The 14,865-nt window shown below is 65.1% G+C and carries 10 protein-coding genes; 7 read left to right on the top strand and 3 right to left on the bottom strand.

What is annotated here, in order from left to right; all coding sequences use genetic code 11:
• The first annotated feature begins 21 nt into the window (after nucleotides 1–21).
• The 3 genes from KLK06_RS62790 to KLK06_RS52180 are packed head-to-tail and all read left to right on the top strand — an operon-like array spanning nucleotide 22 to nucleotide 9,409.
• On the top strand, nucleotides 22–3,681 hold the full coding sequence (locus tag KLK06_RS62790) for an AAA domain-containing protein (RefSeq protein ID WP_214643333.1): 3,660 nt from the start codon (nucleotides 22–24) through the stop codon (nucleotides 3,679–3,681).
• A 38-nt stretch (nucleotides 3,682–3,719) separates the two neighbouring features.
• Nucleotides 3,720–6,941: a hypothetical protein gene (locus KLK06_RS52185; RefSeq protein ID WP_214643332.1), complete on the top strand. Its 3,222-nt coding sequence runs from the start codon at nucleotides 3,720–3,722 to the stop codon at nucleotides 6,939–6,941.
• Nucleotides 6,938–9,409 (top strand): HAMP domain-containing sensor histidine kinase, encoded by a 2,472-nt coding sequence (locus KLK06_RS52180; RefSeq protein ID WP_214643331.1) that lies wholly within the window; start codon nucleotides 6,938–6,940, stop codon nucleotides 9,407–9,409. Before KLK06_RS52185 ends, KLK06_RS52180 begins: the two co-directional genes overlap by 4 nt.
• Here the strand turns inward: KLK06_RS52180 and KLK06_RS52175 are convergent.
• Both KLK06_RS52175 and KLK06_RS52170 read right to left on the bottom strand, forming a co-directional pair.
• Nucleotides 9,364–10,443, bottom strand: coding sequence for a hypothetical protein (locus KLK06_RS52175; RefSeq protein ID WP_214643330.1), 1,080 nt, complete (start codon nucleotides 10,441–10,443; stop codon nucleotides 9,364–9,366). The genes KLK06_RS52180 and KLK06_RS52175 overlap by 46 nt on opposite strands.
• Before the next feature lie 620 nt (nucleotides 10,444–11,063).
• Nucleotides 11,064–11,282 carry a transposase gene (locus KLK06_RS52170; protein WP_308168867.1) on the bottom strand — a complete coding sequence of 73 codons (219 nt, stop codon included), beginning with the start codon at nucleotides 11,280–11,282 and terminating at the stop codon, nucleotides 11,064–11,066.
• A 177-nt stretch (nucleotides 11,283–11,459) separates the two neighbouring features.
• On the opposite strand from KLK06_RS52170, the gene KLK06_RS52165 reads away from it, so the two are divergent.
• Nucleotides 11,460–12,062 carry a hypothetical protein gene (locus KLK06_RS52165; protein ID WP_214643329.1) on the top strand — a complete coding sequence of 201 codons (603 nt, stop codon included), beginning with the start codon at nucleotides 11,460–11,462 and terminating at the stop codon, nucleotides 12,060–12,062.
• A 144-nt stretch (nucleotides 12,063–12,206) separates the two neighbouring features.
• Here KLK06_RS52165 and KLK06_RS52160 read toward each other — a convergent pair whose 3' ends face one another.
• Nucleotides 12,207–13,199, bottom strand: coding sequence for a nucleoside triphosphate pyrophosphohydrolase family protein (locus KLK06_RS52160; protein ID WP_214643328.1), 993 nt, complete (start codon nucleotides 13,197–13,199; stop codon nucleotides 12,207–12,209).
• On the opposite strand from KLK06_RS52160, the gene KLK06_RS52155 reads away from it, so the two are divergent.
• The 3 genes from KLK06_RS52155 to KLK06_RS52145 are packed head-to-tail and all read left to right on the top strand — an operon-like array spanning nucleotide 13,190 to nucleotide 14,837.
• Nucleotides 13,190–13,480, top strand: a complete 291-nt coding sequence (locus KLK06_RS52155) for a phosphopantetheine-binding protein (protein WP_214643327.1) — start codon at nucleotides 13,190–13,192, stop codon at nucleotides 13,478–13,480. The genes KLK06_RS52160 and KLK06_RS52155 overlap by 10 nt on opposite strands.
• A complete protein-coding gene (locus tag KLK06_RS52150; protein ID WP_214643326.1) occupies nucleotides 13,477–13,893 on the top strand; it encodes a helix-turn-helix domain-containing protein in 417 nt (138 codons plus the stop codon). Before KLK06_RS52155 ends, KLK06_RS52150 begins: the two co-directional genes overlap by 4 nt.
• Nucleotides 13,890–14,837: an ImmA/IrrE family metallo-endopeptidase gene (locus tag KLK06_RS52145; protein WP_214643325.1), complete on the top strand. Its 948-nt coding sequence runs from the start codon at nucleotides 13,890–13,892 to the stop codon at nucleotides 14,835–14,837. The genes KLK06_RS52150 and KLK06_RS52145 overlap by 4 nt, the downstream gene beginning before the upstream one ends.
• The last annotated feature ends 28 nt before the right edge of the window (nucleotides 14,838–14,865 follow it).

Below are 14,865 nucleotides of genomic sequence, written 5' to 3'. Positions count from 1 at the left end.
TCTTAGGTGGATGCGAGCTCTGTGGATCCAAGCGAAATCGACCAGCTGGTCCAGCACTTTTTCGGTCGCGCTACGGCCAGTAGGGAGTCCTACCGGCCCGCTGGGCGCAAGAAAGTCGAGGAAGTCCGAAAAGAGGTCATCGAGGGGGTGCTCTACCGCTACGACCTGGTTGACGGCAGCAGTCGCAGAGTGGTCTTGCAAATCTATTGCGGAATGTCGAGAATCGGTGGTCATTTCTGGGAGCAAGAAGTCCGAGTGCTGCTCCGAGCCGCCTCATTGCGCCATCCCGCATTGCCGACCATCATCAGCGGCGGCTATGAGGAGCCGGAGGTCGCCAGGCGGGTTGCCCCTAGCGTTGATGGATTTGCCTATGTGGCAACTAAAGGAGCGAATCATAATCTCGCCCTCCCGGAATTGAAAAAGGAACTCCGGGAGAATCCCGTGACTGCGGTTCGGCAGTTCTATATGCTCGCGGATGGGCTGGCGCAACTGCACAACCTCGGCATCGCGCACCGCAACCTCTGGGCCGGCACCGTGGATGTGGACTGGGATCCGGAACAGTCGACACCGCAATTTCGGCTGTCGCGGTTCGAGATGAGCCGGATGGTCGCCGACCTGCTGCGCGCCACGGTCCATGACCCCCAGAAGATCGAGCTGCGGACCAAGCGCATCAGCAGCATTCAGGATTCGCGGGCGCTGCCGTACTATCCGCAGGAACGCCTGCGCTACCTGTTTGCGTCCAGGGACGAGGCGGGAGCGCACCTTGGTGACCTCAGGTCCGATGTCTTCGCGCTCGGAATCCTGGCCTGTGAATGGTTTCTTGATGATCTTCCTGCCGTCGACATCTCCGCCCTCGAGGGCGGAGAAGAGACCATCAACGCCGTTATGAAGATCCAGGAGAGATTGCGCGACCGGCTCATCAACAGGCGGGATCTGCCCAAGGTGCTGCATGGACCGCTCCGCGAGCTGCTTCAGGACATGCTCAACCCGTTTCCGCATCTGCGCCCCGAGGCCAGAGATGTGGTGACCCGTCTCAATACGTGCTTTGAGCAACTCACCAGCGCCTTGGCAGGGCCGCGGTCGAGCAAGCCCTATCTGGTCGCTTTCATACCTCACGAGTACCGGGGGCCGCTATGGGAGAAGGGATGGCTCAACGGGGATCCGAACAGCGCTGAAGGCAGGGAAAAACTCGCCGCCTTCATCGAGGAGGACCTGCGCGGCGCCACTTTGCTCTTCGCGCCGTACGGCGCGGAGCCGTATATCCGAAGCGGTGATTCCAAGTCCAAGCGGGAGTCGCGCCAGTTGCTGAAGGGGCAGACGCACGCATGGTTCTGCAGGCCGTTCCGGCCGCGCAGCCCGCTTGGCTCGGCGCTGGGACCGCCGGTTGACGACGTTCTGCTCATCACCTTTGTCGTGCCGCTGGATAGCCTGCGCGGAAAGAGTGTCGACCGGGCAGCCGTCCGGGCCCAGGCCGACCGTGCGATTCCTCAGGTGCAGGCCGTCGCCTACGACGTCGCTCCGGACGAGCTATCCGACATGCGAGAGGACCGGCCAAGGTGGAAGCCGCTGATCGAGGCGCTCACGCCCCCTCTCGCCACCGCGCCTGACGAGCTCGCTTTCGAACAAGCCCTGGAATGGCTGCTCATCTACCAGGGCGCCGAACTGCGGGCACGCGAGTATCCGTACGAGATCGCCGGGCAGACCGGCAGGATCGCCACGCTTCGGCTGGACCATGTGCGGGACGATCACCGCAAACATGCAGATGGGATGACCCGTCGATTCTACAACCAGTTCCGCCCCAGCTTCGGCGAGTTCTTCGCCAACCTGGTCGACGACGACGGTTGGAACGAGATCGAGGTCTTCGGGGACAGGGACGGCCTCCCGGATTACAAAAGCCGCCATGGAAAGGTCTCCGTCCACGAGCAGCTCGGCGACGACGCCGTCACTGTGCGGCAGCTCACCCAGGAATCGAAGCTGCCCGCACAAGGATGGCTGAGGCCCGCTGGCGACGGTGGAAGCTACGTGGCGTTGCAGCGGCAAATGGACGCGCGCTGGGAACTGCTGGACAACAAGGTTCTGCTAGGCCAGCTCCGCCAGCCGTCCACCATCCGGGGCCTCCCCGGACGGTGGACGGACGTGATCGGGGACTTCAGCAGCGGCGACGTCGTCCTCGACCTGCTGGTGAGCGAGCCCTTCTTTGCTCTCCAGGGGCCGCCGGGCACGGGGAAAACGGAGGTGGCCGCGCGGGCGCTGACGGCATTCTTGAAGGTGGAACAGGGCGCGCGGGTCCTGGTGTCGGCCCAGTCGAATTACGCGCTGGACAACCTGGCCCTGCGGCTCCTCCAGAGGATGGACGCGCTCGACGCGCAGTACCGCCGGACGGCGCGGATGGACCAGACGGTCGCGCTCCGGGTGACGACCAATGCGGGTGAGGCTCGGGTGGACGAGCGCATGGCGCCGTTCACGCTGGGCAGGCTCACTGATCGGCTCAAGAAGGGCCTGTACCGCCATGCCATGAATGAGCACAAGAACGAAACCGACAGGGAGGTGCGCCGGTTCCTGAAGGAGCGCTGGCTTCCGGTCGTGGAAGGCTGCCGGCCGGAGCTCGCCGACCGCCTGCTGCGGGGCGCCAGCATCGTCTTCGCTACCTGCGCCGCCGCGGTTCCGCAGTTCGTCGCCTCGGATGAGTCCTCGGCGGTGTTCGACTGGGTGCTGATCGAGGAGGCCGCCAAGGCATGGCCGACCGAACTGGCGATTCCGCTGGCCCGCGGCCTGCGCTGGACCCTGATCGGGGACCATCGCCAGCTCCCCGCCCATCGCCGCCGGGAGGTGCTGCAGTTCTTGCACGACAGCAACACCGACGAGGACGACGATGTAGGCATCCACGGCGGCCGGAGTAAGGAATACGAGACAATTCTCAACCTTTTCGGTTCGCTTTTCGACGCTCCGGAGACCACCGGCGACGGCGACGGCGACGGCGAGGTGAGGCTGCACCATCCAGTTCAGCGGCTCACCCGCCAGTTCCGCATGAACGAGCCGATCAAGGAGATCGTCAGCAGGGTCTTCTACCCGAAGAGTGAGGCCCGAGACGCCGACGGGCTGCGCGAAGGACTGCTGGAAACCCGAAAGAAGCATGAGCCGCACGGTCTCAAAGCACCGGGTTGGCTCGGCGGCCATTCCCTGGTGTGGCTGGACACCAACGTGCTACCGGAGTGCGCCGACGAACCGGCTTGGGCCAATCCCGGTGAGGTCGACGTGGTCGCGGGCCTGGTCTCCCAGTTGCGTCCTACGCCCGAACCCGGGCGGCACGGCCTGGGTGAGGAACCGCTGGCCATCCTCACGCCCTACCGCCGACAGGCCGACCTGCTCCGTGCCCGCAGCCACCTGAACAAACACGTCTCCACCATCCATTCGTTCCAGGGAAGGGAGGCCGACATCGTCATCGTCTCTCTGGTGCGTGACACGCGGCGCGGTGACACCGAACACCCGTGGCGGAGCATCGGCCATCTCGATCAGCAGGAACTCGTCAACGTCATGTTCTCGCGGGCGCGAAGGCTGCTCATCGTCGTCGGCGACTTCCTTCATTTCCAAGAGTGCGGGTCCTCCTTCTGGCAAGAAGTGTGCAACGGCGTCGAGCGCTTCGGTGCCGTCGTTCCCGCAAGCTCGGTGGTGGCGCCTTGAGCACCGCGGTCATCAGCGTGCCCTGCGAGGTCGTCCCAGTGAATGTGCGTCTGGGTTACGGGCTCAGGCTTTCCCCGGTCGAACTCGGACTGCTGGAGGGGATGGCACTCCTCCGCAAGCGGCAAATGGCGCGGGACGAATCGGACCGCATAGCGGTCGACGATGTCGTCCGCTGGCTGGGGCTCAGCAAGCGCCTCACCCTCGACCTCATCGCGGATCTGTGGCGCAAGAACTATGTAACGCTGGATCCGTCGACCGGTGAGGTGCGCGTCACCCCCGATGTGGCGCGCCGCTACGAGGAGAAAACGCTGCATGAGCTGCCCGGCGCGGAGGTCTCCGCGGCGGAGAAGGAGCTCATGGTTGACAAGCTTGGCGGCCGGGTCCTACCCGTTGGCGGCACCCTCCGACCCGTCAACGGGCACATCGCCGTCCCAGTCGAGAACAGCAAGGTTTCCATCGACGATGTGCCGGTGCCCCAGCTCGTAGCTGCGATCGAGGAAACCCTCCGCAGGGAACAGCAGGACGAGAAGCGCCCAGGACGGGAGCAGCAGGTGTTGGCCGCGCACGTGCCCCCGAGGGCCTTACGTAAGAAGCGGGAGACGCGATGGGTGCCCCTTGAGGTTCAGGTCGGAACGGACGACATGACCAGCAGACTCCGCATCCGGGTGCTGGACGACCGGTATCCCCTGACCTACCGCGAGCGAGCCGCGACGCAACTCGCCACCCTGGTGGAGAAGTACCCGAACACGCCCTTTGCCCGGTCTCTGCGCGCCCAGGCCGACTCCGCGTACAAGGAGCCGCCCTCGCTGGAGGACGCCATGGACCGACTGGAGAAGGCGGCGGCCAAGACCGAAACCATCCCCGCAGGAAAGCGCCGCGAGCATCATCTGGATCTTTGCGACCAGGCGCGCCGGCTCGACACGCTCTATGACGTCCGTGCGTCCATGCAGGTGCGGTGCCGCGTGCTTTCGGACGTGACGTCGCACACAGAGTGCGTGCGGGATCTCATCGGCGCGGCGAAGCGCCAGATCGTCGTCGTGACTCCGATCGTGGAGTATCGGCAACTACACTCTCTGGTCGACGCGCTCCGTAAGAGACTGGCGCAGGGGGTACGGCTGGTGCTTGTCTGGGGCACCCGCCCCGGCGAGGAACTCCACCCCCGTGTGCTGGAGCTTCTCGCCGATCTCAGCGAGGAATTCCCCGAGCGGGTCGTGTGGTCCACCCACCCGAGCCGCACTAACGCCTGCCTGGTGATCGCTGATGATCGGATTGCCCTGATCAGCGGCTGTCCGCCGCTGCGCACGGTAAATCCCGCGGAGAAGGGCGGTCAGGCGCGCGGCTCAGGCGGTCGGGAACTGGGCCTACGGATCGTGGCGGCCTCGTCCGGTCCCTGCCCGCCCCTGGAGGCATTGCTCGAATGGGCGCGCAAGGCGATCCCGGACTACCTGGTCAGCACCATGGTCCAGATACGGCATGGCGATTTCTCGGACGTGCGCACCCCGGCGTCCGCGCGCCCGCTTGAGCTGCCGGCTGACCCCACCGACAGCGATGTCGCGTTCTGGCGCGAGGCCTGGATCAGATACGCCCGCTCTTTCCGCCAGAAGGTGTCCGCGTCCGCCAGTCCGTGGGCGGAGGTGGTCTACGACGAGGCACACCGCCACCTGCTGTCCGACGCCTTGCGCTCGGCCGAGCGCCGCATACTGATCAGCTCTCGCCGCATCGGGTTCGAGATGGGCGGCACCCGGCTTGATGACGCGGTGCGGGCACCGCTTCTCCGGGGAGTCGGCGTCACCGTCCTGCACGGTGAGGACCATACCGCGGAGGCGTCCACGCCCGGTGTCCTATGGTCCCTCCGGGAACAGTTCCCCGATGAGCTGTTGACCGAACGCCGAGACACCAACGCGCGCGTTCTCGTCTTCGACGAACAGGTCGTGGTCGGCAGCTTCGACCCGCTGTCGGGAGGATCGGGCGCCCCGCACCGGCGGCGTTCGGACATCGGCATCAAGATCGCCGGAGGAGAGATCGCGGGTGAGGTCATGGCCGCCCTACGGGTCGAGACGGCAGCGGTGTCACCGCACCCGGAGGAGATCTCGCCGAGCGAGTTGGTCGCCACTGCGGTCTCCGCGCAGGTCCTGTTCGGCGCCCTCCGGGAAGTGGCTTCCGATGACGAACCGGCGCGGGCCGCCGTGATTCGCGTGCACATCGATGACACCGGGGAAGCGATGGCGTGGTCCCTGCTCAACGACCTGGAGAGCAAGAACGTGGACGCGGGCGTGCTGCGGGTGGCGGCTGCCCACGTCCTGCGGAGGGCTCCCGCCGCGGAGCGCGCTGGGCGATGGTGGCGCTGGCTGATGCTCGAACGCTGGCATGCGGAGGCGTTCGTCGAGGCCGCGGTGCTGCGCGATACCATCGCCGATCCGGACATGCGCCCGCGCCGGATCCTCACCGCGGTGGCCGCCGCCCGCGGCCATGCCGAGTTTGCCGACTCGATCGCCGAGGCCGTCCTCTCAGATCCCACGGAGGCGGAGAAGGCGGTGCTCGCCACCGTCGGCACCGCCGAGGTGCTGCTCGCCACGCTCGACGAGCACGCCGAAGCAGCGGATCAGGCGCTGGAGTTGCTGGCCGACGAGCTGGGCGAGCCCTGGCGTGAGATGACGGCGATTGCCCGGAACCACTGGGCGACCGTCCACCGGCCGCTCCCGCTGGGACACATCCTCGCCGAGTCGGATGCCGAGCACCAGCGCGCTGATCTCGCCGGTGCATGGCGCGATCTCGCCCTTCGGCTGCAGCGGGTCGAACGGACCACGTTTCGGTTCGCCTCGAGTGTCAAGACTCACGCCCGGCTGTTCCGCGACGACGGCCCCTTCGGCTTGTTGCGCCCTGTCATCGAGAGGCGGGGCATCGCGGCCCTCCGCTCCTGGTTGAGCACGCAGCCCGTGGACGACGTCCGGGCGCTCGTCCACGAAATCGGTGCCGAGGTCCAGCAACAGGGCGAGCTGATGCACGACTACCAGCGCCTCCCGCCTTATCTCCAGCGGCTGGAGGCTCTTGTCCTGGCGGCGCGGGAGATCGCGGCGGCGGCCCGCGAGCCGGCCGGGGGCGGATACGAGCTGGAGTCGGCCCGGAAACTGGTCCGGACGATGGCTGCCTGGTGGCCCTCAGCCCCCGAGGCGCTCTTGGCCATTCCCGACCCGGAGCGGCGGCTGGCCGCGCGCGCTCTGGCGGACCTGGACGTCGTGAACAGGTGGGGAGGGTCATGAACTGGCTTGCCGTGCTAGCCGACTGGGACGGCCGATGGAGATACCCAGCACTGCTGGTCGAGGTCGCCCGCCCAGCTGGCGCTCGCCTTGAGCAGCGCTGCGCCGAGCGGATCCTGGACGGTATTGCGGAACCGGTCAGCGAGCCCCGCCAGGCCATCGAGGTACTGCTGGAGCGCGGCGAGTTCGGGGTGGCGCAAGGGCTGGCAGGGAGCGGGCTGTTCCCCACCGACACCGCGAACGACATCGCCGATATGGTCCGCGCCGCCCAGGAGGCGACGAAGAGCGAATTGGCCCGGCGTCGCGACGGACTGATCCAGCGGGCCCAGCGGGCCCAGTTCCACGAGCCGCCTCCGGCGGTCTCCTCCCTGCTCCGCGATCGCCGGCAGGAGGCCGTCGACACCCTTAATGACTGGGAAAGCCGCCTGCATGAGGCCGAGGCGAAGGAGAAGGCCCGGCTGACGAAGTGGCTCACCGCCGAGGAGTCGGCAGGGAACACCGAGTGGGCAGACGCGGTACAGGGCTGCCTCGACGCCGGTGAGTTTCCTGCCGCCGAACGGCTTCTTGAGGCGGGGCCCGCGAAGGACGTCCCAGGCGGTCCGCACTGCGTGCCCCGGTGGGCGCCTTGGCCGTGGTCGGACCGTGAGCTTCCGGAGATCCTGCGGTGGTATCGCGGGGGCGCGGCCCCGCCGGGCTTTAGGAGGCACTGGTGCCCGGTGCCCGATGACGTGCCCACCACGGACCTGCTCGCCACGCTAGAGAAACTGAACCGGCGGTGCGATCAGGAGACTGTGCGCGACTTCGCCGCCGCCCTCGACCATGCTCTGGGGGCCGGACGCCTCCCGCACGAGGTCGAGCCGTACGGTACAGGATTCCGTACCCACCTCGCCGCCGTCTCGGATTACCGGCTCCCGTGGCTCGACCTGCCCAAGAAGATTCCGCTGTACATCGGCCCCCCTGGATGGACGCCATCGGCCGATAGGCAAGCGCTATGGTTCGTGCCCGGCTCCGGAACATCCGGCGCTGCGCCACCGCCGGGCGTCGCGGTACTGGATGCGACCACGATCCTCCGGCTGATCGCCCCCGAGAGAACCGGCGACCCAGCAAATGAGTCACACCGGCGCGTCAACCTGCTCCGTGAGATCGGCGGCCAGCTTCGAGTGGCCGACGTCTTGGGCGAGCACGCCACGGCGGTATTACACCAGACCTCCGTCCACGAAACACGTGACGCGATTGCGTGGTGCCTCGACCTGCTCGGTGTTCACCCTGGCGGGGGCGTGATGGACACGCTGCTGTATGACACAGGCGCGTATCTGCGGGCCCTGCGGGTCGCGCTGGAGCAGCTGGCTCCCGACGGCCGTCGCCCGGTCGAGCTCACCGTCGAGGACCTCGCCGCTTGGCGCCAGGACCGGGAGACCATGGCGGACTTCCACGAGCGGGTTCTCGCGCCGATCTGCTCCGACCGGGAGGTCGCGGTCCTGCTGCACGTGGCGCTCATGATCTACGGCGAGCGACCCGACGCGGAGTTCACAGTCGACGACCTCGGTGAGTATCTGGCCATCGGACGATCGTTCGACGACCTGGCGTCGCTTGCGGCGGCCACCCGGCGAGCCATCACCGGCGTCCTCTTCGAAGGGCGCGGAACTGGCGTCTACGGGTGGTCGAGACCCGGGCTGGCGGCGTTGCTGAGCTCCGGGGACATGGAGGCACGGCTCGACGAGGACTTCGAGGAACTGACCCAACGGCGGTTGCGCACCATTGGGAGCGCCACTCTGCACCTGCAGAACGTCGGGCTGACCTCCGCCATGCATCAGGTGAAGACGAACGTGTTCGCTGTCAAGGACATCCTGTCTGAACTCGCGGCACGGAATGATCATCCGAATCAACTGGCGAGGGCCCTACTCTTCATCGCCGATCTGGACGAAGTGTGGGCGTTGTCGGAACCCGAGGGGGCCCAGACCCTGCTCAAACGCGTGCCCTTCGATCTGTGCGCGCTGTTGCGAGGCCGGAGACACCATTTCCACGTCACGTACAAGGACGTTCAGATCACCCTTCAGGAGGATGCCGCTGATCCGCTGATCGTCTGGGGCAGTAGACCCCTGGTCAAGCTGGCATTGGACAACCTGCTCAACAATGCAGTCCGCGCCGCGCAGCGAACGCAGCGCGGGACCCGCGGACGCGTTCACCTCAGCTTCGACACCGAATCGCTGGAGCCCGGAAAGCCACCAGCCTGGGCCCGTATAGGCGTAGAGGACTCCGGCTGTGGAATCCCCCCAGAACTGAGGCGGGTGCTGTTGGACCCGGACGTCAGGCGGGTACGTTCGGAATACGGCGGAGGGGTGGGAGTGCGGCACGCCCAGGACCACATCACCTACAACGGAGGCATGCTGGAGATCATGGATCAGATGTCTGGCCTTGGCGGTGCTCACCTCGAAGTCTGGCTGCCGCTGGCAGGAACGCCGGACCACTGAGTTGGAAACGCTGGCCGCTGAGTGTCACCGCCCCGGACGACTTGCCCATGGCGGAGCAATCGGGACACGGCACTACGGACATCGGCAAGCGAGCCGCTGGGATCCTTGTGAACGATCAGCGCGATCCGGTACTCCTCCTTCAGATCCTCCACGATTCCCGGTTTCATGTATGCCGTGAGCAGCGCCGCCGGGACGTGCGGAGCGTGATCGCGGAGGTATGCGAGCACATCGAGGCCGCCATAGTCGTCGTTGTCGTCGTTCAAATGGAGATCGACGAGTGCGGCGTTGAAGTCGAGTGCACCCGACGTCGTTTGGAGAAAACGCTGCCAGCAGCGCGATGACTTGATCAGGGTGCACGCGTAGGGAGCGAGACGATCACATAGGTAGGGACCGATGCGGTCCTCCACGATGAGCAGCCGCTGTTCCGCTGTCGCCGATCTTGGTTCATCAGCTGCCAGCAGTTGGTCCGTCTGCGCCACCTTGCGGTCCCCGGGAAACAGGTCGGCGAAGCGCGACCACCCGGAAGGCGGGGGCTGGGACAGCGCCAGTCGCCCGACCGCGTCTAGCAGGCGATCCCGAGCCTGAAAAACACTTCTCCACAACCTCTCCGGCACCGTCGGATGTACCGTGCGTGGATCGCCGCGCCATAACTCCAAGAGCTGATCGATCTCCTTGGGCTGAGGTCGCTCTCCCAGCTGGTCCGCGGCGTCCCTGAACAGAAAAGCGTCGACCTGGACGCCGTCCAGGAGGAACTGATAGGTCCGAGTCTGCCGTTCCTGACCCGGAATCGGCACCGTCCATGCCCTCAATTGCCTACGCAGGTAGCTCATATGCGTCTGAACCGCCTGGTCGCTGCCGCCCCCAGTGAGGACATCCCGCAGCAACTCTCCTGGCACCGGTCGCCCGTCGGCGAGGAGAAGTCGGACGAGAACCGCGGCTGGGGCAGGACTTACTTCGACTACGTCATTTGCAGGGGAGCGCATGCGGGCCTTACCGAGAATGTCGATGAAGGCCATGGGTTCGTGCTTCGCCATGACCCCCGACTCTAGCGAATCACCTCAAGAGTAGTCAGGGAAATCGGCGGAAGAACCGCTGAAACCCCGCTGAGAGCGGCCCTGTCGGCTTCAGCCGAAGTTCAGCCGAGGCCCTATTTGGCTGTTCAGTATTTGGATCTTAGCTGTAGGCATGAACGGAAAAGGTTGTGGTCTCGTTGGCGCGAATCTGGCGATCTCCCTGCTCTCTGGCTGCTCGACTGATGTCCATGGGTGGCCGGTCCACCTCACCTGGCCGATCCTGCTGGTCGCACTCCTATTCTGGGTGCTCCGCGTTGGCTACGAATTCCTCTTGCTTGAGTGGTTCAGCCGCAAGAGTCCTTCTGTCCGCAGGGACATTCTCAAATTCTTCCCTAAAGTGATGTGCCGACTGCATTCTCGTGATCGGGGAAAACCATGAGAGTGCGTGTGCGTGTCCTCTTGAACCAGCCTCGTTGGTTCACGGGTTTGGGTGGCTTCGCCCAGCGTGACAGCAGCGTGATTTATTGATCTTCAATTTGGCTGCGGGGCAGGGCACCGGGCCGACGGTCACGTCGGTGGTGCCGGTTCCACGGGTCGGTTGGGGGGCTCGCGTCTCGGAGTGTCAGGGCGGGGGCTGGTGATCAGATGGGAACGGGCAGCGCCAGGACGGATGAGAGGGCGCGTTGCAGCTGGTCGGCCCAGGGCCAGGTGCGTGGGATCTTGACGGTGCGTCGTCGCTGGCCACGGACCAGGCGGGCGCTGGTGTGCAGCAGTGCGTAGCGCAGGGTGGCCGGTTCGGCGATCGCCAACTCGGCCTTGTAGCACAGCAGCCGGAACCAGGCGAGCAGGTCGCAGCCGATCGCGGCGGCGGTGTTGATGGCCAGCTCACTTCAGCCACCGTGAATCGGCGAGGCTAGCTACATACAACTAGTACCAAAAGGTACTTTGTGTGAAGATGGCAGCTCCGGTAAACTATCCGATTGTGACTAATGCAGGGCCCAGCATCCAGCGGCTCTTGGGAGTATACGAGGTGCACAATGGAGCTGCAGAAATTGCGCTTCCGGCCGAGCTCACTCGTGGTGCTCGAAGGCTTGGACCGCAGCGGAAAATCTACTCAGCGCCAACGGCTCTCCACTCTTGATTGGGCCGTCCCTGCCCCGCTGTTCACGCATATGCCATCCGGCTTGACTCGTGTGACGACGAGCATCTACTCCCTTACTGAAGGTATCCAGATCAAGTCGTCGTTAGCGCGCCAGCTGTTACATCTCGCGTGCCATGCAGAGAACATCGCGGCAATTGCTGAGGCCCGTCACGAGCAAGGCGTGGTGCTGGATCGATGGTGGTGGTCCACTGTGGCCTACGGCTGGTATGGCTGCGACCTGGCCAGCCTCGGCGTAGATGAGTCCGCGTTCTTTGGGATGATCAACGCAATCTGGGCGAGTCAGCCAGCAGACTTGGTTTTCCTGTTCACCTCGCCCTTTGAAAGGGATGAGCTAAACCGCGACCAGGTTCGCCGTGGCTACGAGACTCTTGCGCGCCAGCATGCCTCCATGACGCTCGAAGTGCCTCCTGCTGATGAGGCGACGACTACGGCCTTCCTCGTTGAGCAGCTGCTCCTCCACAAGCTGGTGAAGATGTAGCTGGCAAAGGACTACTTCCTGTGCACGACAGGAGATCGGTTCTGACGGTGCTTCCCGGCAATTTCGTCGAAGTCTGAGCTGGCAAGGTGCGTGTAAGGCCGAACCTGGTGCGTTGCTCTCCTCCTTCGTGATGGTGCTGTTGCCTCACTGGGCGGGCATGGAGGAAACGACGAGCGTCTGGGTGTTCATGTCAAGATCGATGATGCCGCCGCCAGCTTGGCGCAGCTGCCGCCAGGCCGTGTAGCCGGTCAGGATGGCCTTCTCCCAGTCGGCGGCGCGGTGGGCGGAGACCTCGAGGTGTCCGACCATGGAGCCGATGGTGTCGAGTAGGTCGTTGTCGATGTGGGCCTTACCGTCGAGGTAGTTGTGGCGGCTGGCGTAGGAGAACACCAAGGCGGAGATGCCTTCCTCGATGGCGATGGCCCGGCCGCCGTCTTCTGCTTCGTCGACGGCGGGGTTGGAACGGCGCTTGCGGCGTAGCAAGGAGCGCATCACCGGGGACCATCCAAGGACTGCTGCGTAGGACAGGTGGAAGATGTCGTGCATCCTGTAGTCGTCGCTGACGTGGGAGGCGTCGGTGAGCGGATCTCCCACGGCGGCGCCATCCCATGTGAGGATCGATTTGGTTATGCCGTTCACGTCGGCGAGACGAAGGATGAATCGCGCGGTGCGTGGAAGTCGTTCTTTCTGCGGATAGTCCTCGTCGAAGGGGATCTGATCTGCAGTGGTGGGGCGCCAGCGATCAGCGACTTTGTGCAGGTTGGCGGCCGCGACATCGGCTAGGTCGAGGCCGGATTGCTCGGCGAGTACGGCCAGGTACCACAGGGCGTCACCGAGTTCCTCGCGCAACTGGGCCTTGAACGTCGGATTGGCCCGCCCGTCACGCAACTGCTTCTTGTAGGCCGTGGCGACCGCCCCGACCTCGCCGATGAGCCCGAGGAGAGGTACGGCTACGGCGTCCGTGCCGGCTTCCACCTCCTGAAGGGTCTTGCAGGCGGCTTGTTGGTAGTCGCTCATATCCACGCTCGCTCCTCGTGTCGGCTTCTCCTGCACGCCTTGTAGGATATCCAGGAGTGTGGCATTGTCGGACAGGAAATTCAGGAAAACGCCACAGCCGGGGAGGGAAGATGTCCGCAAGCATGACCCGGGAAGACGTAGTGGATCTCACGATCGGCTTACTGGCTGCGGAGCAAGACCGGGACCCGGCTGAGCTGCGCGCAGAACTGGAGAGCCAGGGCTGCGAACTGCCGATCGACTCACAGCTGATCGCCGAGATCCTGACCCGAGTCGAGGATCACTTCGGGGTTCGCATCCCAGCCGACAACGAAGCCGCCCGCTCTCTGCGGTCGGTGCAGGCGTTCGCCGGGACGATCCTCGCCGCAGCCGCCATTGCCGTCGCAAGTAAGGAGGTGTCATGACTGCCCCAGAAGAACACATTGCCCGCGATCCTGACTGGAGCCCGAGTTGGGAGCTGGTCGGAGAGAGACTGCGCACCGCCCGCGAATATTTGAACTTCTCTCAGCAGCATGTCGCAGACAGGACAGGCATCCCGCGGACGGCCGTCAGCGACATCGAGCGCGGGACACGTAAGGTCGACAGCCTGGAGTTGCGCAAGCTGGCACGGTTCTACAAACGCCCTATCGGCTACTTCCTTGATGAGGACACCGAGGCCGCCATCGCTGATCACGCAGCGGCCATGCTCGCTCGGGCGCTGAGCCCTCTCAGCGACGGCGACCGGGAGCAGGTGGTCAAGTTCGCGCAGTTCCTGCAGTCCGCATATGCGGCCGAGGCCGAGGAGGAGCAGCGGGTGGCCGGGGAGAGAGACCGGTGACCTGGGGGCTGGCGCACGGGCGTGCGATGATCCGGGCCGCTCAGGCACACCGCGACCTGGATCTAGATCAGAGCCGGTACGTCGACGTATACCAGGCTTTACACCGTGCAGGGCTGATGGTGATATGCACCCCAATGTCGGCCCTGTTCGGTGCCTACCTGCCGGCCGCCGTAGGTTCGGGAGGCAGGAAGGCGGGCGTCCTGCTGAACAGCCACCGCAGCGTCATTGATCAGCGCCACAGCGCTGCTCACGAACTTGGCCACCATGTGTTCGGTCACGGCGAATGTGTATCTGAGGGCTCGCAAGTGTTCGAGGACAACGATCCAGGAGCATGGCCGGTGAGGGAAAAGGAGGCGGAAGCCTTCGCCGCCTGGTTCCTGATGCCGCGCGTAGCGACTCGCAAGGTGATCGCCGCTCTTGGTGTCGAGGCCATTACGAGGCCTGACGAGGTGTATCAAATCGGGCTGCACTTGGGTACCTCCTACCAGGGCACGCTCCGCCATCTCGCCAGCCTGAAGCTCATCTCCTCGGCCAACGCGCGCAGTTGGGCACGCTTGCCCAGAGGAAAGGTTCGAGCACGAGCCGTCGGTCGGGCTGCCTCATCACCAGGCAACGACATCTGGGTTCTCGGTCCGGCCGCACACGGCGCTACGTTGCACGTACGCCCCGGCGACCGGCTAGTGGTGAGCTTGTCATCAACCACGGATTCCGCTGCGGAGACGCTCAGTCAGCCGGCGGGGGTACGACGTGCTATCTCCCCGAGCGGGGACGAAGCAGGCATGCTGGGATTTGAGCTAGATCTCGATGATCCCTTGGAGTTCGATATCACCGACCAGTTCTCTGCTGGAGGTCCGTTGCGGCATCCGGCAGCAGGAAGGCTCGGATGGGAGGTGACACTAGCTCCCGTCCGGGTTCCTCGGGTTGGCTTCAACGAGCCAGACTGATGTGGATGGGGAATGGTTGGCTACCGAT

It is taken from the genome of Nonomuraea sp. NEAU-A123 (assembly GCF_018603905.1).
Taxonomy (GTDB): Bacteria; Actinomycetota; Actinomycetes; order Streptosporangiales; family Streptosporangiaceae; genus Nonomuraea.
Note: the sequence above shows the minus strand (reverse complement) of the source record. Positions and strands in the feature narration are given on the sequence as shown.